Here is a 23,892-nt window from a genome sequence, read left to right as displayed (position 1 = left end):
GTTCATTCCCCCAGATCGGAAGTGCCCAGATCGAGCGTGAGTTTGGTGACGGCGAACGCCTCGGCGTAGCGCGCGTGGCATTCGATGCCGCGGATCCGTGCGAGGCCGAGGAAGGCCTCCCGGTCGTACCAGGGCCGGTGCCGCTGCGAGGGGTAGTGCTCCTGCAGCAGCCGCACCTTCCGTTCGGCGGTCTCCGGCGACAGCGGCTGGTACGCCGCCGGACGGCCGAGATCGCCGTCCCACTTCACGATCTCGTAGCCGAGCACGAGGTGGTCGCGGAACGCGGTGGTCAGCAGCTTCGCCAGGCCGCGGTGATCCTGGTGCGCGTCATCGGTGCGCGGGGCGAGGACCAGATCCGGCTCGGTCCGCTCGCGCAGCTCCTCGACCGCGGCCTTGGCCTCGTCCCACTGCGCCGGCAGCCGGCCGTCCGCCAGCTTGAGCACGGTGAGCCGCAGGTCGGCGCCCGGACAGAAGGCGGCGAGCGCGGCCTGCTCCTCCTGCTCCCGCTCGCTGCCACCACCGGAGAGCACCAGCGCGTCGACGCGGATGCCCGGGTGCGCGAGGCACATCGTCAGCAGCGTGCCACCGGCGCCGATGGCGATGTCGTCGCAGTGCGCGCCCACCGCGACGAGCCGGTCCAGGCGCCGCCCGGCCCCGAGCCGGATCACGCGGTCCCCACCCCCGCCCCGTCCCGCTCCCACACGGCCCACGGGCGGTCGCCCCGGGTGTAGGCGTCGTCGAGCGCGGCCCGCTCCTTGACGGTGTCGGTCGGCTTCCAGAAGCCGCGGTGCTGGTACGCCGCCAACCGGCCGCGCTTGGCCAGTTGGGCACATCCGTCAGCGACCAGGTCCCCGTTCTCCGGGATGTGGTCGAAGACCTCCTGACGGAGCACGAAGTAGCCGCCGTTCTCCCACAGCGGCAGTTCGCTCACCGCGGTGATGCCTCCCACCAGGCCGTCCTCGCCCAACTCCACGCAGTGGAACGACGATTGCGGCGGCACCACCATCATCGACGCGCCGGCGTCGCGCCGGGCGAACCGGTCGATCATCTCCGGCAGCGGGGCGTCGGTGAGCACGTCGGCGTAGTTGGCGAGGAACATCTCGTCGCCGTCCAGGTGGTGCCGCACCCGGCGAAGGCGTTCCCCGATCGGTGACTCGATGCCGGTCTGTACGAACGTGATCGTCCAGGAGGCGATGTCGGTGGACAGCAGCTCGGTCTGCCCGCCCCGCAGCACGAAGTCGTTGGACGTCGTCTCCTCGTAGTTGAGGAAGAAGTCCTTGATGTGGTGGGCCCCGTACCCGAGGCACAGGATGAACTCGGTGTGCCCGAAGTGCGCGTAGTAGCGCATGACGTGCCAGATCAGCGGCCGCGGGCCGACCATCGCCATCGGCTTGGGTATGTCGTCGGACGCTCCGGCGCGCATACGCAGCCCATAACCGCCGCAGAACAGTACGACCTTCATGCCGCGACCTCTTTCATGACGGCCTCTTTCATGACGTGGCCTCGACAATGCTCAGTTCCGGGATGGGAAAGACCAGGCGGCCGCCCCAGGCGTGCACGAAGGACAGCTGCTCGACCAGCTCGGCCCGCAGGTTCCAGGGCAGGACGAGGACGTAGTCCGGTCGGTCGGCGGCTATCCGCTCGGGCGACAGGATCGGGATACGGGTGCCCGGGGTGAACCTGCCGTGCTTGTAGGGGTTCCGGTCGACCGTGTACGGGAGCAGGTCGGGCCGGATGCCGCAGTGGTTGAGCAGCGTGTTGCCCTTGCCCGGCGCGCCGTAGCCGACGACCGTCTCGCCGCGCTCGGCCGCCTCGACGAGGAACCGCAGGAGGTCCCGGCGCACCTTGGCCACCCGGGCGGAGAACTCGGTGTACCCGGACAGTTCCTGGAGCCCGGCGGCCTTCTCCTGGTCCAGTACGTCGGCCACCCGCCGGGACGGCTCGCCGGCCACCTCGGCCGGCCGCGCCCACAGCCGGATGGAGCCGCCGTGCGTGGGCAGCAACTCGACGTCCACGAGCGCGAGCCCGCCGCTCGCGAGGGCTCGGGCCGCCGACGCGACCGTGTAGTACTGGAAGTGCTCGTGGTAGATCGTGTCGTACTGGTTCTCCTCGATCAGGGTCAGCAGGTGCTGCACCTCGATGGAGACCCAGCCGTCGTCGGCGACCAGGGCGCGCAGCCCCTCGGTGAACCCGACCACGTCGGGGATGTGCGCGTACACGTTGTTGGCCACGACCAGGTCCGCCGGGCCGTGCTCGGCGCGGACGGCGGCGCCGGTGTCCGGGCTCAGGAACTCGGTGAGCGTGGGCACGCCCGCGTCGCGCGCCGCGGCGCCGACGTTCACCGACGGCTCGATGCCGAGGCAGCGGATCCCGCGGTCCACCACGTGCTTCAGCAAGTACCCGTCGTTGCTGGCGACCTCGACCACGAAGGCGCCGGAGCCGTCGGAGCTGTCGGAGCTGTCGGAGCCGTCGGAGCCGAGGCCCACCCGCTGTACGGCGTCGGCGACGAACGTGCGCGCGTGCTCCACCCAGGAGGTCGAGTACGAGGAGAAGTACGCGTACTCCTTGAACGTCTCCTCCGGCGTGATCAGCGGAGGGATCTGCGCGAGCCAGCAGTCGGTGCACACCCGCAGGTGCAGCGGGTACGCCGGCTCCGGTTGGTCCAGTTGGTCCGCGGCGAGAAAGCTCTCACACGGTGGCGTCGCCCCGAGGTCGACGACGCTCGCCATCGCCTCCGAGCCGCAGAGTCGGCAGCGTGTCATGTTTTGCCCCCCATAGTGCCCCCCATTGATTCCGTCCGACCCGCGATCGCGGTGCGGTACCCCTCCACCAGGCGCTCCAGACCGACGGCCGGGCTGAAATCCCGCTCGTAACGGCGCCGGGCCGCCCGGCCCATCTCCTGGTTGCGGGCGGGCTCGGCCGTGATCCGGCGCAGGCAGGACGCGAGCGAGGCGGGCTCACCCGGCCGGTGAAGCAGCCCGGCCACCCCGTCCTCGACGAGTTCGACGAAGGCGCCGTGGCCGGCGGCGACGGCCGGGACCCCCGCCGCCATCGCCTCCACGACCACCAGGCCGAACGCCTCGAGCCACGTCGAGGGAGCCACCACGGCGACCGACCGTGCGATGGCCCGCCGGCACTGCGCCGCGTCGTACAGGCCGACATACCGCACGTCGTCCCGGCCCGCCGCCCAGGCCGTCACCTCCCGCTCCAGCGGCCCCGCGCCGGCGATCACGAGCGGCACGCCCACACCGCCGCCCGCGGCGATCTCGTCCCACGCGGCCATGAGCAGCCGCACGCCCTTGGCCTCCGCGAGGCGGCCGAGATAGAGCAGATGCTCGCCGGCGCCCGAGCGGCGGGCATCCGGGTCCGGCACGAAGTTGTGCTTCACGGCTAGGCGTTCGGCCGGCATGCCGGACCGCACCAGGACGTCGCGCTGCGCCGCGGAGATGCAGAAGAACCGCTCCACGCCGGACCACCACCGCCGCCGGTTGACGAGAAGACTGACCGCCAGCGGCACCGTCGCGAGCCGGGAGTTCCGGTAGCAGCCGTGCCGGACGGCGGGCAGCGGCGTCGCGCCGACGCACTCGGTGCACGGCTGGCCGTCCCGCTGCAGCGTGCCGGGCGGACAGACCTGGGTGTAGTTGTGCAGCGTGGCGACGGCGGGCACGCCTGCGTCGGCACAGGCGGCGAGGACCGCGGGCGACAGGAGCGGGAAGACGTTGTGGACGTGCACCACGTCCGGCCGCTCGGCGCGGAGCCGGGCGGCGAGCTCCGTGCGGACCCCCGGGTTCCACGGCACGAGCAGCGGCACCGCGGCCTTGCTCAGCAGGGACCGGGCGGCGATGTCGTCGCTGCGCCGCTCGAACAACTCGACCCGGTGGCCCGCCGCGCGCAGCACCGCCACCTCCTGGTCGACGACGTTGTTCTCCCCGCTCGGCTGCGCCGAGGAGTAGCGGTTGTGCACCACGAGGACGTGCATCTTTGAGGTCACTTCCGATCCCTGGCCCATCGCGGGACATGTCGTTGAGGGGCTTTGGGCGCCGCGAAAGGCGTGGTCGCCGCGGGCGCCGCGAGGAGCGAGGCGGCCAGGGCCAGATGCAGCAGATACGGCGAGGCGTCGCCGAGACCGGCCTCGGTGTACGACGCGATCGCGCAGTAGCTGATCAGGAAGATCGCACAGGCCCTCGCCAGTGACGGCGGCCGCAGCAGCGCGACACCGGCGAGGACGGTGATGATCGCCGCCACGAGGGTGACGCCGGTCCAACCCTGCTCGTGGTAGACGGCCAGCCAGCTGTTGTCGATCGGCAGCCCGCCGAACGACTTGTCGCCCAGGCCCATGCCGAACAGCTTCTCCCCGGTCGTCCGGGGCGCCGCAAGCAGCGCGTCCCAGACCTTCGCCCGGCCGGTGAGGCTGGTGAGGTGCTCCTGGCTCTGTCCGCGCAGGAACCACGCCCGTAGCGCGGGGGCGAACCCCACCGCGGCCACCGCGGCGCACAGCACCGCCCAGGTGAAGAACCGGCGGGCGGCGGCACTGGTCAGGACGAGCGAGCCGATCGCCAGCGCCAACCCGATGAGCAGGCCGAGCGTGGCCGTCCGGGTATGGGTCAGCGCGAGCAGGACGAGTGAGGGCACGACGATGACCGCGGCACTGGCCCTGTCGGTCCGGCGGCCCAGCACGAGCAGCACGGTGAGACCGATGATCACCGCGGCGTACTGTCCGATCTGCGGCGGGGTGAGCGGCCACAGCGCTCCGACAAGGCGTCCGCCGTACAGCTCGGGCATGGCCGCTCCCGGTGAGACGACCGCGCCCGCGGCGACCGACCCGAGCACCGCGAAGTACATCCGGATGTGGTGCCGGACGAAGCCGAGCCCGCCGTCCCACCAGCGGCTGAGCAGCCACAGCGTGCCGACGAAGAGGGCCAGCCGGGCGCAGCGGAACAGCGCACCGAACCCGGACTCCAGTTGCACGCTGGAGATGAGGCTCGGCACGAGCAGCAGGGTGAGCAGGAGCACGAAGGCGCTCGCCCGGATGCGCAGCCGGAGATTGACCGCGAGCGCCAGCGTGAACGCGGCGACCAGCGCGCCCATGGTGACCAGCTGGATGAGGGAGCGGGGCAGCGGGATGATGGTCTTCGCCCCGGCGGACCCGAGCGTGTTGAGGATCAGCAGCCCCCAGACGACCCCGACGGCCTTCGGTGTGCCGGCCGGGAGCGGTCCGGCGCCGGACCGCGTGTCCTCCGTGACCGCTCCGCCCGGCAGCCCACCGCGCCGCAGCTCCCCGCCCATCTCAACCACCGGCCCGTGGGTCGAAGGTGCTGCCCGCGTCCTGCTCGTACGGCATGCCCTGCCACTGCCCGGAGTCGAGCACCCGGCTCGGGTCGTGGGCGACGAACTTCCACGGTCCGACGTAGACGTTGTCGTGCCAGCGGTTGTGCTGCTTGTGGGTGATCGCCTCGGCCACCCGCTCGCCCTTGTACGGCGACCAGTCCGGATAGGTGCCGTAGTTGGCGAGGACCGCCATGCGGTCGCACTTCACCGAGCACTTGACGACGGACTTGTCCAGGACGAAGCGGTTGTCGTGGATGTCCACCCGCTGTGTCTTCCACCGGCAGTCGGCGTGGAGCGGCGCGGTGGCGATCGCCGGCCGCGCGCAGCGGTCGGTCTTCTTCACCAGCAGCGTGCAGTCACCGGACGAGGTGTTGGCCGGGCTGTTGCAGAACCGGTCGGCGTTCTCCCACAGGGTGATCCCGGACCAGTTGTTCTCCAGCACGTTCCGGTAGACCTCGATCTTGTCCGTGCGGGCCCGGACCCGTGGTTCACCGCCGGACTCGGACAGGTAGACGGTCGCGAACGGGAAGCTGTCACCGCGGTCGGCGTACCTGCGGCCCTCGACCCAGTTGTTCCGCCGGATCGTGTTCTTCCGGATGACCGCGTTGTAGCTGGTCTCGTAGATCAGCGCGGCACCGTCGTTGGCCTCGAGGACGTTGTCCTCGATGCGGAAGTCGTTGTTGTTGGTGTCCGCCCACAACCCGGTTCCGCGGTTGTCGTGCACCCAGTTGCCGCGTACGTCGGCGCCGTCGACGGCCCAGAACTTGACGCCCCCGGTGCAGCCGCAGCCCTTCCGCCGCCGCTCCCAGTCGTCGGTGTTGTTGCCCACGATCTCGTTGCCCTCGACCACCAGGCCGCGGATGCGGCCCTCGGCCTTGTACGCGTTCATGCCGTACTGGCCGTTGCCGCGCAGGCAGCTGGCGCGGACTCGCTGGCGGGCACCGGCCATCAGCCCGGCACCGGAGTTGTGCTGGATCTTCGCGTGCTCGATCACCCACCCGTCGGCCGAGTCATGGTTGACCACGCCCTCGTCCGGCGGCGCCACGAAACGCTGCACGGTCAGATGGCGGATGGAGACGTCGCGGGCACCGCCGCCGAACGCGTACTGGTTGGTCTTCCGGCCGTCGAGCACCGCGCCCGGCGCGCCGAGGTAGCGGTTCCCCTTCTTGGGGATGACCTGCGCGTAGCGGTCCGGCGTGAGCCTGTGCCTGCCGGGCCGGAGCCAGAACGTGGTGTTCGCGGGGCTCTTCTTGGTCTTCGCGGCCAGGTCGCCGACCACCGCGGGGTCGACCGTCACCGCGCCCTTCGGTGCCTTCGCGGGACCGGCCGCGGGCTTGGCGCACACGCGGGCCACGGTCCGGGCCGCGGACGTGGACGGCGCGACGGTCGGCTCCGCCGCCGGGGTGCCCGGCGTGCTCACACAGCCGGTCGCCAGCAGGACCGGCGCCGCCACCGGCACCGCCCAGTTCCGCCACTTGATCCCCACGCGTCCCCCTTCCTAGCCGTGGAACCTGAGTACGGTGGTGAACCCCTCCACGCCGTCGGCGAAGCCGGTGCCGACCAGCGCTGTGGTGGGTTCCTTGCGTCCGAAGCCGGGGGAGTACCAGCCCAGCGTGGGGTATCCCCTGCTCGAAGAGCTCGGGGAAGGGTCACTCTCGCCGCGATGCGCCCGCCAGCTCAGCTGCCCGGGGAGTTCGAGTACCGCGGAGCGTTCCTCGCCGTCCCGGGTCCAGGTGAGCTCCGCCCGGTCGCCCACCAGGTCGGCGGTGATCGTGGGGCCGAGGTGGAACGCCAGGCGCGCGGCCCGGCGCGGGCCACGCACCTCGTCGATCACGCGCAGCTCCTGGCTCGCGGCGGTCAGCTCCACCCGGCGGCGGTGCACGGAGCCCTGGTAGCCGTCGTGCTCGGCGCTCCAGCGGGTCACGCTCCCGTCGGCTGTGTCCGCGACCAGGACGCGGCTGCGGGCGTGCCGGGTCCACAGGAACGGGCCGCCGGAGACGGACTGGTCACCGCCGTCCAGTTGCAGGGTGTTGTGGCCGAGGGTCGACCGGAAGTACCGCCGCCACTCGGGCTGCCCGTGGTAGCAGTACGTCCCCGGGTCGGCGAGCACGTCGACCCCGTCGTGCCGGACCTCCACGGACAGCGCGTCCGCGTGGGCGTGCGCGGCGATGGACAGGAAGCCGTGCGGACCGCCGTCGCAGCGGCACCAGATCTCCCCCGGACCGCGCAGGATGGTCATGCCCGCGTCGGCGAAGTGGGCAGGTCGGCTTGGCGGGCGGGTCACGGCCGGCGCGGTTCCTTCTTCCGCGTACGGCCGGATGAGCGCGGCAAGGAGCGGGGTGCGCACATCGGTACCGGTCACCGCCGGCCACCAGGCGAGCCGGCCGAACACGGCGTCCCCGGTGGCGAGGAGCGAGGCCCAGCGGTCGGTGCCCGCGCCGTCCACGACCAGGCCGTGCCCGTCGTCCGCGTCGCCCTGGCGCGGCGGCCGCAGCCGGTTGTCCACGATGGCCGCGAGCGCGTCGGTCATGCGCAGCAGCACCAGCCGGATCGACGCGGGGACCGGCACGCCGGCGGTGTCCGCCTCGGCCACCGCGGCCAGGCCGAGCTCAAGGACGAGTCCGTGGTACTCGGTGGCCAGCTCGCGGTTGAGACCGGAGCCGAAGGTGTTGCTTCGCAGATGCCGCTCCAGCGACCGCAGCGCGTCGGCCCGCCAGCGCGCCGAGGAGGGGAACCATCCGAACGCGCAGGCCGCGGCGGCTTGCCCGGCGGCCTCGGCGATGACGTGGTTGTTCGCCGAGGACCCCCGGCTGGGGAAGGCGGCCAGCCAGCGCTGGTGGTGCCAGACCTGACGGCGCGCCACCGGGTTGCCCTCGAAAAGACCGGCCGCGCCCGGCCAGCCGTCGAGCAGCCGGCGTATCCACACCCAGGACAGCAGCCGGATCCCCAGCTCGATGCCGCTGATCCAGTGCACACCGCGCAGCGGTGGGTTGGCCGCCCACCAGGACCGCAGGTGGGCGGCCACGCGTTCCGCGTACCGCTCGTTCCCGGTGATCGCATAGGCGGCGGCGAGCACGGTGAGGTACTGATGCCGGGACAGCTCCCAGATCTGCTTGATGTCGCCGACCGCGTCCTCGTTCCGGTACGGCACGTCGAAGGCGTAGCCCCACGGAGCCCGCCGCCCGGTCTTCGGGTCGTACCACCAGTCCGGGTCGGCCAGGTCGTCGCGGTCCACCCCGAAGTACTCGACGTGCCCGGCCATCAGCCGGTCCGCCTGGGCGACGAGACGTTTCGCGGCGTCCGGTGGTACCGCGGCGATCGTCCCGGCGGGCAGTACCGCGGTGAAGCGGGCGCCGGTCACGCTCGGGCAGTCCGGCCGCGCCGACCGCCACCGCCGCCTGCGCACCGCGTCGCCCACCCGGCCGCCGACCTCCCGCGGCCCCATCCGGGACAGCCGCCGCAGGTACCAGCCCGCGTTCATGGTCACCGCGCGCTCGTCAGCGTCACCGGCGCGCCACCGGCCAGGCCGGTCCGCACGGCGAGCGTGGCCGCCGTGGTGGCGATGAGGGACGGCAGCGGCACGGGCATCGGCCCGCCGGTCCGCACGGCCTTGACGAACGCGGCCAGCTCGGCGGACTGGCCCTTGTCCCGGGCCTTGGGCAGCCGCGAACTGACCCACCGCTTGCTGCCGACCGTGCCGTTCGAGAACACCGAGGCACGGACGAAGTCGTCGAGCCGCAGCGCGCGGCCGTCCGCGACCATGTCCAGCGTCTCCTTGGGGAAGGAGGCCGGGCCGGTGGTGACGTAGCTGATGGTGGCGGTGGACCCGTCCGGGTAGCGCAGCACGACCTGCAAGTCCTCGTTGCCGGGCGCGGCGGTCGCGTACACCGAGACGGGATCGGCGGCGAGCAGCCAGCTCACCGTGTCGATGAAGTGCCCGCCCTCACCGGCGAACCGCGAGCCCTCACTGCCTTGTTGGAGGTACCAGCTGCCGTGCGCGAGGCGGCCCGCGTTGACCAGATAGCGGACGTTCGCCGGGCCGGTCCGGGTGCCGAACCGCTTCCTGGCCTCCTGGAGCAGCGGCGCGAACCGCCGGTTGAAGCCCACCTGGAGCCGGTCGTTGCCGGACTCCTCCACCGCCGCGAGCACGCCTGCCAGGTCGTCCTCGGTGAGCGCCAGGGGCTTCTCCACGAACACCGCCTTGCCGGCGAGCAGGGCCCTCCGGGTCAGTTCGGCGTGCGAACTGTGCCGCGTGACCACGAACACCGCGTCGATGGACGTGTCGCCGAGCACGGCGTCGAGATCGGTGCTCGCCTCGGCGAAGCCGAACTTCCGCTTCCCGTTGGCGGCGGACAGCGCCGTCGTGGTGACGACCGTGGACAACTCGACGCCGTCGCGCTGTGCCAGATGCGGCAGCAGCATCGACGTCGCGTAGTTTCCCGCGCCGACGAACGCGAGCCGCACCGGCGTCCTGGCAGCCCGCGCCGGGCCCCGCTGTACGCGCACCGCGGGCACGGCCACCGACGGGGCCTCCGCCTCCGCGGCCTGTTCGGGGTATCGGAACAGCACCGCCACGGCCTTCAGCTCGCCGTCCTTCAGACGCTCGTACGTCTTGACGGCGTCATCGAAGTCGGCGATGTGGGAGATGAGGGGCTCCACGTCGACGCGGCCGCGGGCGACGAGATCGAGGAAGCACGCCAGGTTGCGGCGCTCGGTCCAGCGCACGTAGCCGATCGGGTAGTCCCGCCCCTCCAGCTCGTACTCCGGGTCGTAGCGCCCGGGGCCGTAACTGCGGGAGAACCGTACGTCCAGCTCCTTCTCGTAGTACGCGTTCCACGGCAGGTCCAGGCGGCACTTGCCGATGTCGACGACCCGGCCGCGGTCCCGGCTCAGCCGGGCGGCCAGCTCCACGGGCTGGTTGCTGCCGCCACCGGCGGCCAGGTACACCTGGTCCACGCCGTGACCGCCGGTCAGCTCGGCGACGGCGGCCTCCACGGCCGCGGACGCGGGATCGCCGCAGGCCGCGGCGCCCACGCGCTCGGCGAGCTCGCAGCGCACCGGGTCGGGGTCGGCCCCGACGACGCGGACCCCCGAGGCGGCGAGGAGCTGCACCACCAGCTGCCCGATCAGACCGAGGCCGATGACCAGCGCCACGTCGCCGAGCTGCGGTTCGCCGCGCCGGACGCCCTGCATCGCGATCGACCCGACGGTGCCGAAGGCCGCGTGCCGCGGCGCGAGGCCGTCCGGCACCCGGGCGTAGAGGTTCTTCGGCACCCAGTTCAACTCGGCGTGCAGCGCGTGCTCATTGCCGGCGCAGGCCACGAGGTCACCGACCGCCACATCGTCGATCCCGGTGCCGACCTGCTCGACCACCCCGCACAGCGAGTAGCCGAGCGGCGTGTAGGAGTCCAGCTTGCCCATCACCTTGCGGTAGGTGGCGGGCACCCCGTTGGTGGCCACGCTCTGCATGACCTTGGCCACCTGGTCCGGCCGGGAGCGGGCCTTGCCCACCATCGACATGCCCGCCTCGGACACCTTCATCAGCTCGGTCCCGGTGGAGATCAGCGAGTAGGCGCTGCGGACAAGCACGCCGTCCGGCTTGCACCCCGGCACCGGCACGTCGAGCAGCGCCAGCTCGCCACTCCTGTAGTTCTGCACAACCTGTTTCACAAAGCTCCTCTTGTTTCCACGCTGTCAAGCCGCTTGGCTCTGGCCGGAGCCAGAGGTCGCGCCGCGATACCAGTACTCAAGGGTCAGTACGTGCCACAGATGCTTGGAGAAGTCCCGCTGCCCGGCGGCGTCCTCGGCGACCATCCGCGCCAGCGCGTCGCGGCGCAGGATCCCGGAACCGACGAGCACGCCGTCGTTCACCACCTCGCGCACCAGCGGTGCCAGATCCCGGCTCATCCAGGCCCGCAGCGGGGCGCTGAACAGGCCCTTGGGCCGGTACGCGATCTCCCGGGGCAGGATGGAGGTGGCCGCCTCCTTGAGGACGGCCTTGCCCTGCCGTCCGACGATCTTGCGGTCGCCGGGCACGGCGAACGCCGCCTTGACCACCTCGACGTCCACGTACGGCACCCGCACCTCGGTCGACGCGGCCATGCTGGAGCGGTCCGTGTAGGCGAGGTTCAGGCCCGGCAGGAACATCCGGGCGTCACCCAGGCACATGCGGTTCACGAAGTCGTCGAGTTCGTTGTCCTCGTAGATGTCCGCGTGCTCGGTCAGCACGTCGTCGACCGTCCCGGCCAGGTCCGGGTTGACCAGGGCGAGCAACTCGTCCTGGTCGTACATGGTGTAGCTGCGCCGGAACGCGGTCTCCTCCGGCAGATCGGCGAAGGAGAGGAACCGCTTCGCGAAGCGCACCGACCGGTACCCCCGGCGGGCCGTGGCGACCGGCAGCCGGTCCACGGCCCTGGACAGACCGCGCCGCAGCGGCCGCGGGACGCGCTGGTAGCGCAGCGCGAGCAGATTGGCCAGGTGCTTGCGGTACCCGGCGAACAGCTCGTCGGCACCCATCCCCGAGAGCATCACCTTGACCCCGGCCTCCCGGGCGGCCTCGCAGATCAGGAACGTGTTGATCGCGGCGGGGTCGCCGATCGGCTCGTCCAGGTGGTACGTCATCCGCGGCAGCAGGTCGAGCACGTCCGGAGCGATCTCGATCTCATGCAGGTCGACGCCGAACCGCTCGGCCACCTGCCGGGCATAGCGCAGGTCGTCCGGCATCGCCTCGAACCTGGCGTCCTCGGCGCGGAATCCGATCGTGTACGCGGAGATCCCGGGCCGGTCGCGGGCCGCGAGGGCGGTCAGATAGCTGGAGTCGAGACCGCCGGAGAGGAAGGTGGCCACCGGTACGTCGGACAGCAGGTGGCGCCGGGTCGACTCCTCGACGACGGCGGCCAGATCCGGCCGCTCGCCGCTCAAGGCCCGCTCCCGGCCCTCGGCGGCGACGTCCTTCAGATTCCAGTACCGGCCGCGCTCCACCCGGCCGTCGGCCCGGCACCGCAGCCAACTCCCCGGCGGCAGCTTCTCCGCCTCACGGAACGCGCAGCGCGAGTCGGGCACCCAGTAGTACAGCAGCGAGGCCACCAGCGCCCCCTGGTCCACCTCCAGCGACCCGCCGGTCACGGCGGCGAGCGCCTTGAGCTCGGAGGCGAACATCAGGCCCGTACCCCGCCGCAGGAAGAACAGCGGCTTGACGCCGAGCTGGTCGCGGGCGAGCACCAGGTCACCGGTCCGCTCGTCGAAGACCGCGAACGCGAACATGCCGCGCAGCCGGGGCAGGCAGTCCGTGCCCCAGCGCCGCCAGGCCTCAAGGAGCACCTCGGTGTCGGAGGTGCCGCGGAAGCGCACCCCGGCGGCCGCCAGCTCGGCACGCAGGTCGGGCGCGTTGTACAGCTCGCCGTTGTACGTCAGGGCGAGGCCGCCCGAGACCATCGGCTGGGCGCCCGTCCCGGACAGGTCGATGATGGCGAGGCGGCGGTGCCCGAGGTGCACCTCGCCGTCACCGGTGGGGTGGCTGTACCGGCCCGCCCCGTCCGGGCCGCGGTGGGCGAGGACATCGGTGAGCCGGTCGGTCACGACCTTCCCGTCCGGCCATCGGTAAGTGCCTGCGATGCCACACATGTTCTACTGCGCCTCCTGGTCGCTGTCCGGGACCCGTGCGGCCGGCATCGAGGGCCGTTCCGTCCGCGGCCGGCCCTCCCCCACTGCCTCAACGGCGTGGGAGGTACCCCCACCGCTCTGCCGGGCCGTCTCGCTCTGCCGGGCCGACCGCTCGTGAGGGCCGCGCGGCGCGGTGTGCGGCCCCTCCCACAGCGTGCCGTCGGTCCGGTCACGCGGATCGGGGTCGATCAGCACCACACCGATCACCGGAATGCGCTGGTCCGCGAGGTGTCGGGCCACGGTGTGCAGCCATGCGGCGCTGCCGTGCCCGGCGCGTACGACGAGCACGGTCCGGCCACCGAGGTACTGCAGGTCGGTCCACGCCGTGCCGGGCGCGACCGAGCCGACGCCGAGCCGGCGCCCCTGCTGCGCCACGGCCGCGGCACGCTCGTCGCCGACCACGGTCACGCCTTCCGGTATCCGGCGGCTGTCGGCGAACTCCGGTCCTGGCAGACCGTCGATGACGACCACCGGCCCCTCCGCCGCCAGCGCCCCGGCGACGTCAAGGGCGATCACGCTCGTACTGCGCGCACAGCCCAGTTCAAGCAGCGACACCGGTTCCGCGGAGCCGCGCACGGTGCGGGCCAGGGTCGCGGTGAGCCTCGTCCGTGCCGCCCGGGTCCGTCGGCGCTGCCACAGCCGGGCCGACAGGCGGGGCGTGCGGCGCAGCTCCGCGATGACCGAGGCGCCCAGGTTCGCCGCGATCTCCCGGCGCAGCACGGGGCGGTCCGCCACCACCGAGCCGACCGCGGCAAGGACGAGCCCGAGGACGAGCCCGAGGACGAGCCCGATCGCGGCGTCGGTGGCGGCGGCCCCGGGCAGGGAGTGCCGCACCGCGCGCGGTGCGTCCACGATCTGCGTGCCGGCGACGAGCCTGGGCGTGCCGGTGCGCGCCTCCGCGGCGCGCTCGTCGAAGTCGGCGATCCGCGAGTTCAGCTCGGCCCGGCGCGCGAAGAGCGACTCGATGCTCGCCGACGCCTTCGGGTCGGTTTCCGGCGACCGGTCGCCGATCGCGTTGTTGACCTGCGCCAGCTCTTCACGCATGCGGTCACGCTGGTCGAGCAGCGCCTTGGCCTCGGCCTTCGCGGTCTCCCGCATCCGCCGCACATGGTCCGCGACGAACGCGTCGGCGAGCGCCTCGGCCCGGGCCACCGCTTCCGCGTCGCTGGCACCTGTCACATCGATCTGCAGCAGGTTGTTGGTCAAGCCGGTGCCCCGGTAGTCCCGCATGAAGTCTTCCGGGCTCTCCGGGGAGTCGAGGGACCGCAGGGCCGCACCCGCGATCCGGGTGGTACCGAGGAGTGCGACGTCGGTGCGGATCAGCGTTCCGGTGTCGTTCGGCTGGTCCTCCTTGTGTACGACGAGCACCTTGGTCACCGCGGTCGGTGGCGGCGGCAGCAGCACCGCCACCGCCACGCCGACCAGCAGCCCCAGGAGCGCCAGGGAGCACCAGAGGCGGCGACGCCTGCGCACCGCCACCACCAGCGCGTGCAGGTCGAGGAGCGGAGTGGCTGCCGACGACTCCGAAGCCGTACTCGTCGTCACACCGAACCTCCCGTCGCGTGGCCGCGGACCGCGAGCGCCGGAGCGGCGTTCGCCGGAGGACGGCCGGCGGACCGCGTCGGACGGGCCCGGACCGGGCCGGCGACGACGATGCCGACGACCTCGTGCCCGGCGTCCGCGCACGCCCCGGCGATACCGGCGAGCTCCCCCTCCGTCCAGCTGCCCGCGCTGACCACGATCAGGGCGCCGGACTCGGTGTCGCGGTCCGGCACCATCGGCTGGGACACCGGGACTTCCACCACCCGCAGCACGGGATATCCCCTGCTCGAAGAGGACGGGGAAGGACCGCTCCGGGCCTCGGCGACGAGCTGCCCGGCGGCCAGGCGGGCGATCTCGTCACCCTCCGGTACGACGACCAGCAGCCGCCGGTGGGCCGGCAGCCGGAGGCGAGCGCACACCCGCCGGTAGCGGATCCGCCTGCCGGCCTCGTCGCCGGATGTCTGCGGGGCCGGGATGTCCCACCGGGTGTCGAGGCCCAGGAGCCGACGGATCCGGGCCCGCGGGCCATGGCCTTTCGGCCGGTGGGCGCGCTGTTCACCAGGCACGTCGACGGTGCCGAGGAGCGTCGAGCCCAGCGCCGCGGCGATCTCCGGTTCGGTGCGCAGCCGGCGATTCATCCGTGCGGCGGCGAGATGGCCGACGACCGCGAGCAGGAAGAACAGCAGAGCCCCGCCGACGACGAGCTGCGTCCTCGTCGGCGGCGCCTCGCCGGTCGGCCGGGCCGCCGGACCCATGACGACCATGCCGGCCTTGTCGGACGCCGGGTCGGCCTGGTCCAGCTTCTTCATGGCCTCCTCCAGCGCGGTGCGCAGCTTCTCCAGCGAGGTGCGGGCCTGCACGCTCTCCACGGTCCGCCCCGGATCGGCCGCGTCGGCCAGCTCGGTGATGCGGCGGTTGGTCTCCCTGACCTTCTCCCGCAGTGCCTCGGGTCCCGTGGCCGCTTCGGGCTCGGTGCCGTCGCCCGCGATCCGCGCGGCGAAGGTGACGAACTCCTTGGCCATCCGGTCGGAGAGCCGCTGCGCGCGCTCCGGCGTTCCGGCCGTACCGGAGATCTTGATGATGTTCCCGTCGGCGGCCTTGGCGCTCACTCGGTCCCGCAGCTCGCCGCCCGGCCGGCCGAGCTTGGCGGCCGCGCGGTCGACCACCGCCGAACTCGTCGCGATGTCCACCTGCGTCAGCAGCTCGCGCTCCTCCCACTGCCCCGGCAGCAGGACCGACGCCGACGCCGTGTAGCGCGGCGGAAAGAGCACCGAGGCGCCGTAGCCGACGAGCGCGCCCACCACGGCGAGGACGGCGAGAAGCCGCCAACGCCGACGGAGGATCCGCCCGACCGTGACCAGGCGTATCGGGTCATCGCTCAACGGCGCGGCCTCTTCCCTGCCCGGGCCGGGCGGCCCGACACCGGAGTGTGGTCACGGCAGGCGGCGGCGTAGGCGGCGAGCAGCGACGCCTGCGAGTTCCGCCAGGAGAGCCGCCCGCTGATCCGCTCCTGGCCGATCTCGCCCATCCGGGCCCGCTGCTCCGGGTCGTCGAGCAACACCGTGATGAGCTTGGCGAATTCGGACTCGTCGTCGTCGGGCGCGTAGACGGCGGCGTCACCGGCGGAGACACGCGCCTCCCGGAGGTCGAACGAGACGATGGGGCGGCCCATCGCCATGTACTCCAGGACCTTGTTCATGGTCGACACGTCGTTGAGCGGATTGCACGGGTCGGGGGAGAGGCACACGTCCGCGGTGGACAGGTAGCGCACCAGGTCGGCGTCCGGGATGCGCCCGGTGAACTGCACCTGTTCATCGAGCCCGAGCCGCCGGGACAGCTCCACCATCGCGTCGAAGGCGTCGCCGGAACCGACGAACACCGCATGCCAGTCGGTCCGCCCGAGCTCGTCGCGCAGCTTCGCGAGGGCCCGCAGGGCGTAGTCGACGCCGTCCTGAGGGCCCATGACGCCGAGATAGCACAGCAGATGAGGCTTGCCGCGCTTCAACTCCGGCTCCGGCGGCACCGGTTGGAACCGGTCGGTCCGGGGCGCGCTGCGCACCACGAAGACGTCCGCGGGGCGTTGGCCGCCACGGCGTATCGCGACGTCCCGGTAGCTCTCGTTCGTGGCGAGCACGACATCCGCGGCCCGGTACGTCAGCCGCTCCAGCGCGCACACGGCGCGGTAGAGCAGATCCTCGCCGCGGTCGAACCGGGAGAGGTACAGCTCCGGTACGAGGTCGTGCTGGTCGAAGACGAACCGCGCGCCGCGCCGCTTCAGCCACAGTGCCGGCAGGAACAGCAGGTCGGGCGGGTTGCAGGCGTGGACCACGTCGACCGGGCCGACCGTGCGGGCAAGGCGGGCCGTGTGCCACAACGCCGATCCGTACTCCCGCAGGTATCCGGCAGGACCGCCGGTGGCCGCGCGCAACGGGTAGCGGTGGATCCGCACCCCGTCGATCTCCGCCTCCGGCTCCGTGTCCCGCGTACTCCCACGGGGACAGATGACGTCCACCCGCCAGCCCGCGTCGCGCAGCGTCGTGCACTCCTGCCACACCCGCCGGTCGAACGGCACCGACAGGTTCTCCACCAGGATCAGCGCGCGCCGGCCCGGCCGGTCGCCGCCGACCGTGTCATCGAACGATGTGTCACCAAGCAAGGCCCACGTACCCCGGTTCGGCCCGGCGCGCGTCGGCGTCGGGAAGGTGGACGAGATCGATCAGCACCGGACCGTCGCCGCCATGGGGCAGCGCCGCGAGCACGGCCGGGTCCCTGGTCCCGACCAGCAGCACCTCGGCATGGTCGAGCACGTCGTCGACGGAGTCGGCGAGCAGATGTGCGAGGTGCGGCAGCCGGGTCTCGATGTACTCGCGGTTCGCGCCCAGGAGCCGGGAGAGGCTCACGTTGGCGTCGTGGATCCGCAGGTCGTAACCCCTGCCGTGGAGCCTCTCCGCCAGCTCGACGAGCGGGCTCTCGCGGAGGTCGTCGGTGCCGGATTTGAAGGACAGCCCGAAGAGGCCCACCCGGCGCTTGCCGGTGCGCTCGACCAGCTCCACCGCGCGTTGCAGATGCGCGGAGTTGGAGGGCAGCACGTGGGCGAGGATGGGCACCGAGACGTCGGCCCGCTGCGCCGCGTGGACCAGGCTGCGCAGGTCCTTGGGCAGGCAGGAGCCGCCGAAGGCGAAGCCGGGCCGCAGATAGGCGGGGCTGATGTTGAGCTTGCGGTCGGCCAGGAACACGTCCATCACCTGGTGCGAGTCCACCCCGAGCGCCTGGCACACCGCGCCCAGCTCGTTCGCGAAGCCGATCTTGAGGCCGTGGAACGCGTTGTCCGCGTACTTGATCGCCTCGGCCGTCGGCACCGGCACCCGGAACACCTCGCCGGGCAGGCTGCCGTACAGCGCCGTCACCGCGTCGCCGCTCGCCGCGTCGAACTCGCCGATGACGGTCTTGGGCGGGTCGAAGAAGTCCCGCACGCTCGTGCCCTCGCGCAGGAACTCCGGGTTGACCGCGACCCCGAACTCCACCCCGGCCGTGCCGCCGACGGACTTCTCCAGGATCGGCACCAGCAGGTTCAGGCAGGTGCCCGGGAGCATGGTGCTGCGGAACACGACGGTCTGCCACCCGCCCCGCTCGGCCAGCACGGCACCGATCTGCTCGGTGACCCGCTCCAGGTACGTGGTGCACAGACTGCCGTTGGGCTCCGACGGCGTGCCCACGCAGACCAGCGACACCTCGCTGCCCATGATCGCCTCGCGGACGTCGCCGGTGGCGCGTAACGCTCCGGTCCGCACGACCTCGGCGATGAGCTCGCCGATCCGCTCCTCGACCACCGGGGCCTTGCCGTCGTTGACCAGGTCGACCTTCACCTGGTTCACGTCCACCCCGATGACCTCGTGACCCATGCTGGCCAGGCACGCGGCCGACACACAGCCCACGTAGCCGAGCCCGAAAACGCTGACCCTCATGACCCGTCCCCCCAAGGCAGGCCCTTTGGGCCCGCGGTCCGCGCGGCGGCCGGTATCCGGCTTCCGCGCATCAGTACGCCCCATGCCCATGGACCACCGCACGCAGCGTCTTCCACAAGATCACTGTGTCCAGGGCGAGCGACCAGTCCTCCACGTACCGCAGGTCGAGGCGGACCGCCTCCTCCCACGGCAGGTCGCTGCGTCCGCTGATCTGCCACAGTCCGGTGAGCCCGGGCTTGACGAGGAGACGCCGCCGGATGTCCGGGCCGTACGCGGCGGACTCCTCCGGCAGAGGAGGCCGCGGACCGACGAGTGACATCGATCCGGTGAGTACGTTGAACAGCTGCGGCAGCTCGTCGATCGAGTACCGGCGCAGCACCGCTCCCACCCGGGTCACCCTTGGATCCCGGCGGAGCTTGAACAGCAGGCCGGCGCCTTCGTTGCGGTCGGCCAGCTCGGCACGCGCCCCGTCGGCCCCGGCGACCATGGTGCGGAACTTGAAGATGGTGAACTCGCGGCCGTCCTTGCCGACTCTGCGCTGGCGGTAGAACGCCCCGCCCCGACTGTCCATCAGTACGAGCAGCCCGACGAGCACCATCAGCGGCGCGAACAGCATCAGCAGGATCACCGCGCCCATCCGGTCGACGACCCCTTTGACCGCCCGGCGGCCCCCGGTGAACGTCGGCATGCTGACCCGCAGCAGCGGAATCCCGAGCACCGCGTCGACGTGCAGCCGCGGTCCCGCCACCTCCATGAGCACGGGGGCCACGACCATCTCGGCATCGCAGCCCTCGAGGTTCCAGGCCAGCCGCTGCAGCCGGTCCGGCGACCAGTGCGGGTCCGGTGTGATCGCGACGACACGGTAGCCGTCGCGGCGGACGTGGCCCGCGACGTCCGACAGCAGGCCGACGACCGGCACGCCGTCCAGTTGGTCACCGTCGAGCCCGAGGCCGTCCGTCGTGCACACCGCGTCCACCCGCCAGCCGAGGTGCGGGAACCTGCGGGCCCGGGTGATCAGGTCCTGCACGGTGGCCAGGCTCCCGGCGGCGAGCACCGGTCGCAGGCACCGTCCCTCTTTCCGCTGTCTGTGCAGCCGGAGGCGCAGCAGATACCGCGCGGTCATGGTGACGAGCGCGATCGCGGGGATCGCGACGAAGATCCAGAGTTTGATGTTGCGCGAGGTGAGGGCGATCCCGCCGAGCGCCAGTACGACGACCGCCGTGAACAGTGAGCGTCCGAGGCGACGGAATTCCTCGGCGCCCTCACCGAGCACGGCAGGAGCCCACGCCCGGCTTACCGCAAGCGCACCCAGCACCAGTAGCTCGGTGCCGAATGCGAGAATTCCCCACTTCTCATGCCAGTTGGCCGCGTCCCGGGCCCCGAAGAAGATCCCGATCGCCGCCACCACAAAAGCGGTGGCCACGGTATCGCTAATGATCACGGTACGGCGGTACCGCTGCTCCCAGTCGATCGCGGGCCGTCTGATTATCCCGTCCGCCAGACGCCCGCGCGCCGACGGAAACGGGCTGACTAATCCCCCCTGCCGCACAGAACCCCCCAGGACCCCAGTGATTCGACGTGCTCGCCCAACACTGCCCCTCCCCCCGGAAGGCCCCCGCCCCCCGCACATGGCATCCCGCTATTCCAGCGCTGGTGCGTTGGAGCCCGTCGAAACCCCGGGTGCTCCCCACACCCAGGACCCGGCAGGTCAAGAATTGATCACCCCACGTCTGGCGCGGAGGACGCGACCGCCGACTGTCCATGGCGTCGGACCTATAGATCATTAATGGTCGCCTCGCGCCGGAACAGCTGAAGCACGGTCAATCTAGACCATGGGGACCGGTATGAAGAGAGGATGTAAGGAATTTGTGCTCAAGCTTTGAGACGGAATTCAACGACCGGCGACTGCGTGCAGGCGCCTTGACGCCACGGCACGCTCCACCGGCTCGCCCCCCGAGGTGACGCTCAGCGACGCGTAGAGCCTGGCTGGTTCCGATCCACCGTCAGGGCCGGTGTCCTGACCCCCGGACCATGATCACCAGGCGTCCGCGCGTGCCCGTGTGAACGCGGCACTGCTGCGGATGCCGCGCCAGCGCCTCCATGCCCTGGCTTTCGAAGCTGATCGAATCACCTTCTCCCAGGGTCCGACCACCTGTTTGACTCCTGATCCCGGGCGTCGCCAAGACCGTTACCGGCGCCGCGGAAGGAAAAGGGAGCCCCGTGCTCCCAGAAGAGGGGAAAGTTATGAGGGCAACAGGCAGTTGGACACGCAAGGCCGTGCTGACAGCGACGCTGGCTACGGCGGGTCTCGTTCTGAGCACCGGCGCCGCCTCGGCCGAGACGACGGGAACCGAGATGTCCCCGGCGGCTGCCGGCAGTTTCATCCTGTTCAAGGACGACAACTTCAGGGGTGGTTCCCACACGTTCACCAGGGCGGACAGCAACTTCAACGACAACAAATGGTCCACCAGTGGAAAGGTGGACAACTCGGCCAGCTCCATGAGGAACAACTACCGGCAATACATGTACCTCTTCCAGCACGTGGGCTGTTCCGGCATGAGGTATGTGGCCGAACCCACCAGCGAGGACAGGAAGCTGTCGAAGAACACCGGGCCTGGCCAGCCGGTCGAATACAACAACAGGGCGAGCTGCCTCCGTTTCGGGCACCACTGAGGCGACCGGTGCGCGGCACCTGCTCCTGTCAGCAGGTGCCGCAAACCCGATGAACGCATCCATGTGAAGCCGACACGGAGGGGGCAACCGTGCCCAGGCGCTCTTGGGCTGCCGTGCTGCTGGTCCTTGCCGTCGGTTGCGGCGGACCCCCGGCGACGCCTGCCGACCCGCCGCCGCAGCCGACCGGCGTCCCGGCAGCCGGCAGGGAGGCTCGTCACCTGGCCCTCCCATTCGACACCTACGACCTTTCCACCGCCGATATGCAGACCGTCGAGACGGCCGTGGATGTCCTCGTCGGGCGCTGCCTGCGCCGACAGGGCATCGCCTGGCAGTCGCTGAGCTTGCCCCGGGGCGAGGCCGACCCGACCCACCGGCGCCGCTACGGGGTGATGGAGCCGCTCATCGCGGAACGCTTCGGGTACCACCTGCCGCCGGACACCCCCGAAGCGGCGAAACGACAACGGCAGCACAAGGCCCGTGCCCGGCTGCCCATGGACGTACAGATCGCCGCGTTCGGCAAGACGGGGACGGGCGGCTGCTGGAAGAAGGCGCACACCTCACTGCTGCGCCAGGGCCCCGGCCCCGATATCGATCGGCTGTACGCACACCACACGAAGACGCTCGCGGCGTCACGGCAGCAGGCGCCGGTCACCAGGGCGGTGCGGGCCTGGAAGACGTGCATGCTGGCCAAGGGCTACCGCTACGAAGACCCGTACGAGGCCGGCGCCGACAAACGCTGGTGGAACTCCCGGCGGCCATCCCAGAGGGAGCTCGCCACGGCGGTGGCCGACGTGGCGTGCAAGGAAGAGACCCGGCTGGCGATCATCTGGGCGGGCGCCGAGACACGGCTGCAGCGCGAGATCATCCGTACCCACGGGGCGGAGTTCGAGCGTGCCGCGACGGCCAAGCGCCGCCGGCTCGCCTTCGCACGAGGCGTTCTCACCCGGGAGCAGGACGACCCCGGCCCTGTCGCCACGTCACCCCGCTGACAGGACGAGGCAGGAGCCCGGCCACCGCACTTACCTCACCACCGTCGACCGTGTCCGCCGCAGCAGTCGTTCCGCGTCTGCCGTCCTCCGGTAGTGGACGCTGCCCCCGGCCCGTGTACGGACCAGCAGCCCGGCCCGGTACAGCCGGGTGAGGTGATAGGAGACGGTGGACGGGCTCAGATGGTGACGAGCGGCGAGCTGGGTCGTGGTGTGCGGGTGCCGAAGGCTCGCGAGCAGCGTCAGCCGGGTGTGCCCGAGCACTTCGCCCAGGACCGCGGCTGTCCCATCGTGTTCAGCCGACCGCCGCGGGGCGTCTGGGCGAATGGCGGGGTAGATCAGATAGCGGCCGTGCCGGCAGCGAGGGTCGGGTCCGAGGTACCAGCGACGTGCGAACCACGAGGGGACCAGGGTGAGGCCGCCGACCCTCTCCGTCTCCTCGTCCACGGCGCCGGTGAGGCGGATGGTGTGATCGTCGTAGGCGACCGCCGGATGCAACGACGAAATGCCGGCGCGCAGGCCGCCCTGGGCGGTGATGCGGGCCCGGTGGGCGATGTCCACCTCGGCGTGGTCCCGGATCGCGACCCAGTGCGGCGCGAGGCACCGCTCCCAGAACATGCCGACCTCGTCAGCCAATTGCCGCGCGCAAGCGTGCTCCCCCGCATCCAGGAATGACCGGAACGTACGCCGTGCTTCCTCGGCACGCCCGCCGCGCGGCCAGTCGCATCCTTCCAGCAACCGCTGCAGGAGATCGGCGAAGTGCGGCGTCGTGGTACCGGCGAGCTGGTGCAATTCGGCTTCGATGTCAGGGCGGACGTCCGGCAGGTCCATGGGGAACAGCTCCGCCGGCAAGCGGTAATGCCCGGCGAAGATGGCGGACAGCAGTGGCAGCCGCCGCCATAGTGCCGGGTTTCTCGCCGCACGCTCCCAGGGCGGCTCCGTACGCGCCGTGCTCGGCATGAGGTGATGGCGTACCGCTACGGCGGCTTCCACCAGAGGAGACACGGCGAACCGAGTGTCCGCGAGCGCGTCCGGGGTCATCCGCAACCGAATCATCAACCCGCCAATTCCAGCGCGGCACGCTCGGCCTCGGTGAAACCATGGTCGGCGGCGGTCGGGCTGGCGAAGTAGTTCAATCGCGCGTCCATGTGTCCTCTTCCGTGCTTCGTCGTGGGCTACTCCTCTGGGACGAGACAGCCCGACGCGCTGTGACACGGACACATGTGATCCACGTCTCCCCGAACCGTCAGAGACCTGCGAGGTGAGGGTGGCCGTGAGATTCGTGATAGAGATGAGAACTTGGTGTGCGGAGCCGACAGAACCGGGTAACGTCTAGGTCATGTTCTTCCAGACGCCGATTTACGAGTGAGAGCGTGATGGGCCCCTGCTGACGTCCTCGACGTCGCCGCGCCCGTCCCCCACCGATGAATCCGTAGATCACTTCACACCATTCCGGGAGAACCCGTGAGCAAGAACATCAACAACCCCGTGGGCATGGGCGGCGGCAAGCGCAAGAAGCTGTCCCGCGCCGAACGGCAGAACAACGGTCCGCACCGTAACCTCGACCGCCAAGGTGCCGCCGACCAGAAGGCGGAGCTGGTGCGCAAGATGCGCGAGAAGGTAGGCACGGCCGAGGGCGCCGGGCAGACGAGCGACGACACCGCACAGAGCTGACGCACCGCCGCCGCAGGGCGGCACCGCATGGGGCAGGGCCAGGACCGCGACGCGCGGTCCTG

At 71.3% G+C, this 23,892-nt stretch carries 18 protein-coding genes; 3 read left to right on the top strand and 15 right to left on the bottom strand.

Annotated elements, in window-relative coordinates; translation table 11 throughout:
• Positions 1-2: 2 nt before the first annotated feature.
• From ACWDVB_RS23005 to ACWDVB_RS22940, 14 genes are all read right to left on the bottom strand, one after another.
• Positions 3-668, bottom strand: a complete 666-nt coding sequence (locus ACWDVB_RS23005; protein ID WP_451518471.1) for a PIG-L deacetylase family protein — start codon at positions 666-668, stop codon at positions 3-5.
• Positions 665-1,462 carry a glucose-1-phosphate cytidylyltransferase gene (locus ACWDVB_RS23000; protein ID WP_451518472.1) on the bottom strand — a complete coding sequence of 266 codons (798 nt, stop codon included), beginning with the start codon at positions 1,460-1,462 and terminating at the stop codon, positions 665-667. The genes ACWDVB_RS23005 and ACWDVB_RS23000 overlap by 4 nt, the downstream gene beginning before the upstream one ends.
• Before the next feature lie 28 nt (positions 1,463-1,490).
• Positions 1,491-2,762: a class I SAM-dependent methyltransferase gene (locus ACWDVB_RS22995; RefSeq protein ID WP_451518473.1), complete on the bottom strand. Its 1,272-nt coding sequence runs from the start codon at positions 2,760-2,762 to the stop codon at positions 1,491-1,493.
• Positions 2,759-3,979, bottom strand: coding sequence for a glycosyltransferase (locus tag ACWDVB_RS22990; protein ID WP_451518486.1), 1,221 nt, complete (start codon positions 3,977-3,979; stop codon positions 2,759-2,761). The genes ACWDVB_RS22995 and ACWDVB_RS22990 overlap by 4 nt, the downstream gene beginning before the upstream one ends.
• A gap of 8 nt (positions 3,980-3,987) precedes the next feature.
• Positions 3,988-5,286 carry an O-antigen ligase domain-containing protein gene (locus tag ACWDVB_RS22985; protein ID WP_451518487.1) on the bottom strand — a complete coding sequence of 433 codons (1,299 nt, stop codon included), beginning with the start codon at positions 5,284-5,286 and terminating at the stop codon, positions 3,988-3,990.
• A 1-nt stretch (position 5,287) separates the two neighbouring features.
• Complete coding sequence (locus ACWDVB_RS22980; RefSeq protein ID WP_451518474.1) at positions 5,288-6,814, bottom strand: right-handed parallel beta-helix repeat-containing protein; 1,527 nt, start codon at positions 6,812-6,814, stop codon at positions 5,288-5,290.
• 12 nt (positions 6,815-6,826) lie between these two features.
• Positions 6,827-8,809 carry an alginate lyase family protein gene (locus ACWDVB_RS22975; protein WP_451518488.1) on the bottom strand — a complete coding sequence of 661 codons (1,983 nt, stop codon included), beginning with the start codon at positions 8,807-8,809 and terminating at the stop codon, positions 6,827-6,829.
• A gap of 2 nt (positions 8,810-8,811) precedes the next feature.
• Entirely contained in the window at positions 8,812-10,998 is a 2,187-nt protein-coding gene (locus tag ACWDVB_RS22970; RefSeq protein ID WP_451518475.1) for a bi-domain-containing oxidoreductase, read from the bottom strand.
• A gap of 24 nt (positions 10,999-11,022) precedes the next feature.
• Positions 11,023-12,951, bottom strand: coding sequence for an asparagine synthase (glutamine-hydrolyzing) (gene asnB / locus ACWDVB_RS22965; RefSeq protein ID WP_451518476.1), 1,929 nt, complete (start codon positions 12,949-12,951; stop codon positions 11,023-11,025).
• Between the two features lie 3 nt (positions 12,952-12,954).
• The gene (locus ACWDVB_RS22960) at positions 12,955-14,535 is read right to left on the bottom strand and encodes a Wzz/FepE/Etk N-terminal domain-containing protein (RefSeq protein WP_451518477.1); all 1,581 of its coding nucleotides are present in this window, start codon (positions 14,533-14,535) and stop codon (positions 12,955-12,957) included.
• Entirely contained in the window at positions 14,532-15,914 is a 1,383-nt protein-coding gene (locus tag ACWDVB_RS22955) for a Wzz/FepE/Etk N-terminal domain-containing protein (RefSeq protein ID WP_451518478.1), read from the bottom strand. The genes ACWDVB_RS22960 and ACWDVB_RS22955 overlap by 4 nt, the downstream gene beginning before the upstream one ends.
• Entirely contained in the window at positions 15,911-17,188 is a 1,278-nt protein-coding gene (locus ACWDVB_RS22950; RefSeq protein WP_451518479.1) for a glycosyltransferase family 4 protein, read from the bottom strand. The genes ACWDVB_RS22955 and ACWDVB_RS22950 overlap by 4 nt, the downstream gene beginning before the upstream one ends.
• Positions 17,178-18,497, bottom strand: coding sequence for a nucleotide sugar dehydrogenase (locus ACWDVB_RS22945; RefSeq protein WP_451518480.1), 1,320 nt, complete (start codon positions 18,495-18,497; stop codon positions 17,178-17,180). The genes ACWDVB_RS22950 and ACWDVB_RS22945 overlap by 11 nt, the downstream gene beginning before the upstream one ends.
• Before the next feature lie 70 nt (positions 18,498-18,567).
• Positions 18,568-20,046 (bottom strand): sugar transferase, encoded by a 1,479-nt coding sequence (locus tag ACWDVB_RS22940; RefSeq protein WP_451518481.1) that lies wholly within the window; start codon positions 20,044-20,046, stop codon positions 18,568-18,570.
• Positions 20,047-20,717: 671 nt separating this feature from the next.
• On the opposite strand from ACWDVB_RS22940, the gene ACWDVB_RS22935 reads away from it, so the two are divergent.
• Together ACWDVB_RS22935 and ACWDVB_RS22930 are read left to right on the top strand one after the other, a co-directional pair.
• The gene (locus ACWDVB_RS22935; RefSeq protein WP_451518482.1) at positions 20,718-21,170 is read left to right on the top strand and encodes a peptidase inhibitor family I36 protein; all 453 of its coding nucleotides are present in this window, start codon (positions 20,718-20,720) and stop codon (positions 21,168-21,170) included.
• A gap of 89 nt (positions 21,171-21,259) precedes the next feature.
• Entirely contained in the window at positions 21,260-22,159 is a 900-nt protein-coding gene (locus ACWDVB_RS22930) for a hypothetical protein (RefSeq protein ID WP_451518483.1), read from the top strand.
• A gap of 30 nt (positions 22,160-22,189) precedes the next feature.
• Here ACWDVB_RS22930 and ACWDVB_RS22925 read toward each other — a convergent pair whose 3' ends face one another.
• The gene (locus ACWDVB_RS22925) at positions 22,190-23,116 is read right to left on the bottom strand and encodes an ArsR/SmtB family transcription factor (RefSeq protein WP_451518484.1); all 927 of its coding nucleotides are present in this window, start codon (positions 23,114-23,116) and stop codon (positions 22,190-22,192) included.
• A 504-nt stretch (positions 23,117-23,620) separates the two neighbouring features.
• Here ACWDVB_RS22925 and ACWDVB_RS22920 point away from each other — a divergent pair.
• Entirely contained in the window at positions 23,621-23,830 is a 210-nt protein-coding gene (locus ACWDVB_RS22920; protein WP_451518485.1) for a DUF6243 family protein, read from the top strand.
• The last annotated feature ends 62 nt before the right edge of the window (positions 23,831-23,892 follow it).

This window comes from Streptomyces sp. NPDC003379, from assembly GCF_053589195.1.
This window is presented reverse-complemented; position numbering and strand designations above follow the sequence as displayed.

What these genes read in the sequence shown, in the direction of transcription:
- ACWDVB_RS22945 (WP_451518480.1), bottom strand. Translation starts at nt 18,497, where the DNA reads ATGAGGGTCAGCGTTTTCGGGCTCGGCTACGTGGGCTGTGTGTCGGCC.
- ACWDVB_RS22990 (WP_451518486.1), bottom strand. Translation starts at nt 3,979, where the DNA reads ATGCACGTCCTCGTGGTGCACAACCGCTACTCCTCGGCGCAGCCGAGC.
- ACWDVB_RS22925 (WP_451518484.1), bottom strand. Translation starts at nt 23,116, where the DNA reads ATGCCGAGCACGGCGCGTACGGAGCCGCCCTGGGAGCGTGCGGCGAGA.
- ACWDVB_RS22995 (WP_451518473.1), bottom strand. Translation starts at nt 2,762, where the DNA reads ATGACACGCTGCCGACTCTGCGGCTCGGAGGCGATGGCGAGCGTCGTC.
- ACWDVB_RS22985 (WP_451518487.1), bottom strand. Translation starts at nt 5,286, where the DNA reads ATGGGCGGGGAGCTGCGGCGCGGTGGGCTGCCGGGCGGAGCGGTCACG.
- ACWDVB_RS22975 (WP_451518488.1), bottom strand. Translation starts at nt 8,809, where the DNA reads ATGAACGCGGGCTGGTACCTGCGGCGGCTGTCCCGGATGGGGCCGCGG.
- ACWDVB_RS23000 (WP_451518472.1), bottom strand. Translation starts at nt 1,462, where the DNA reads ATGAAGGTCGTACTGTTCTGCGGCGGTTATGGGCTGCGTATGCGCGCC.
- asnB (WP_451518476.1), bottom strand. Translation starts at nt 12,951, where the DNA reads ATGTGTGGCATCGCAGGCACTTACCGATGGCCGGACGGGAAGGTCGTG.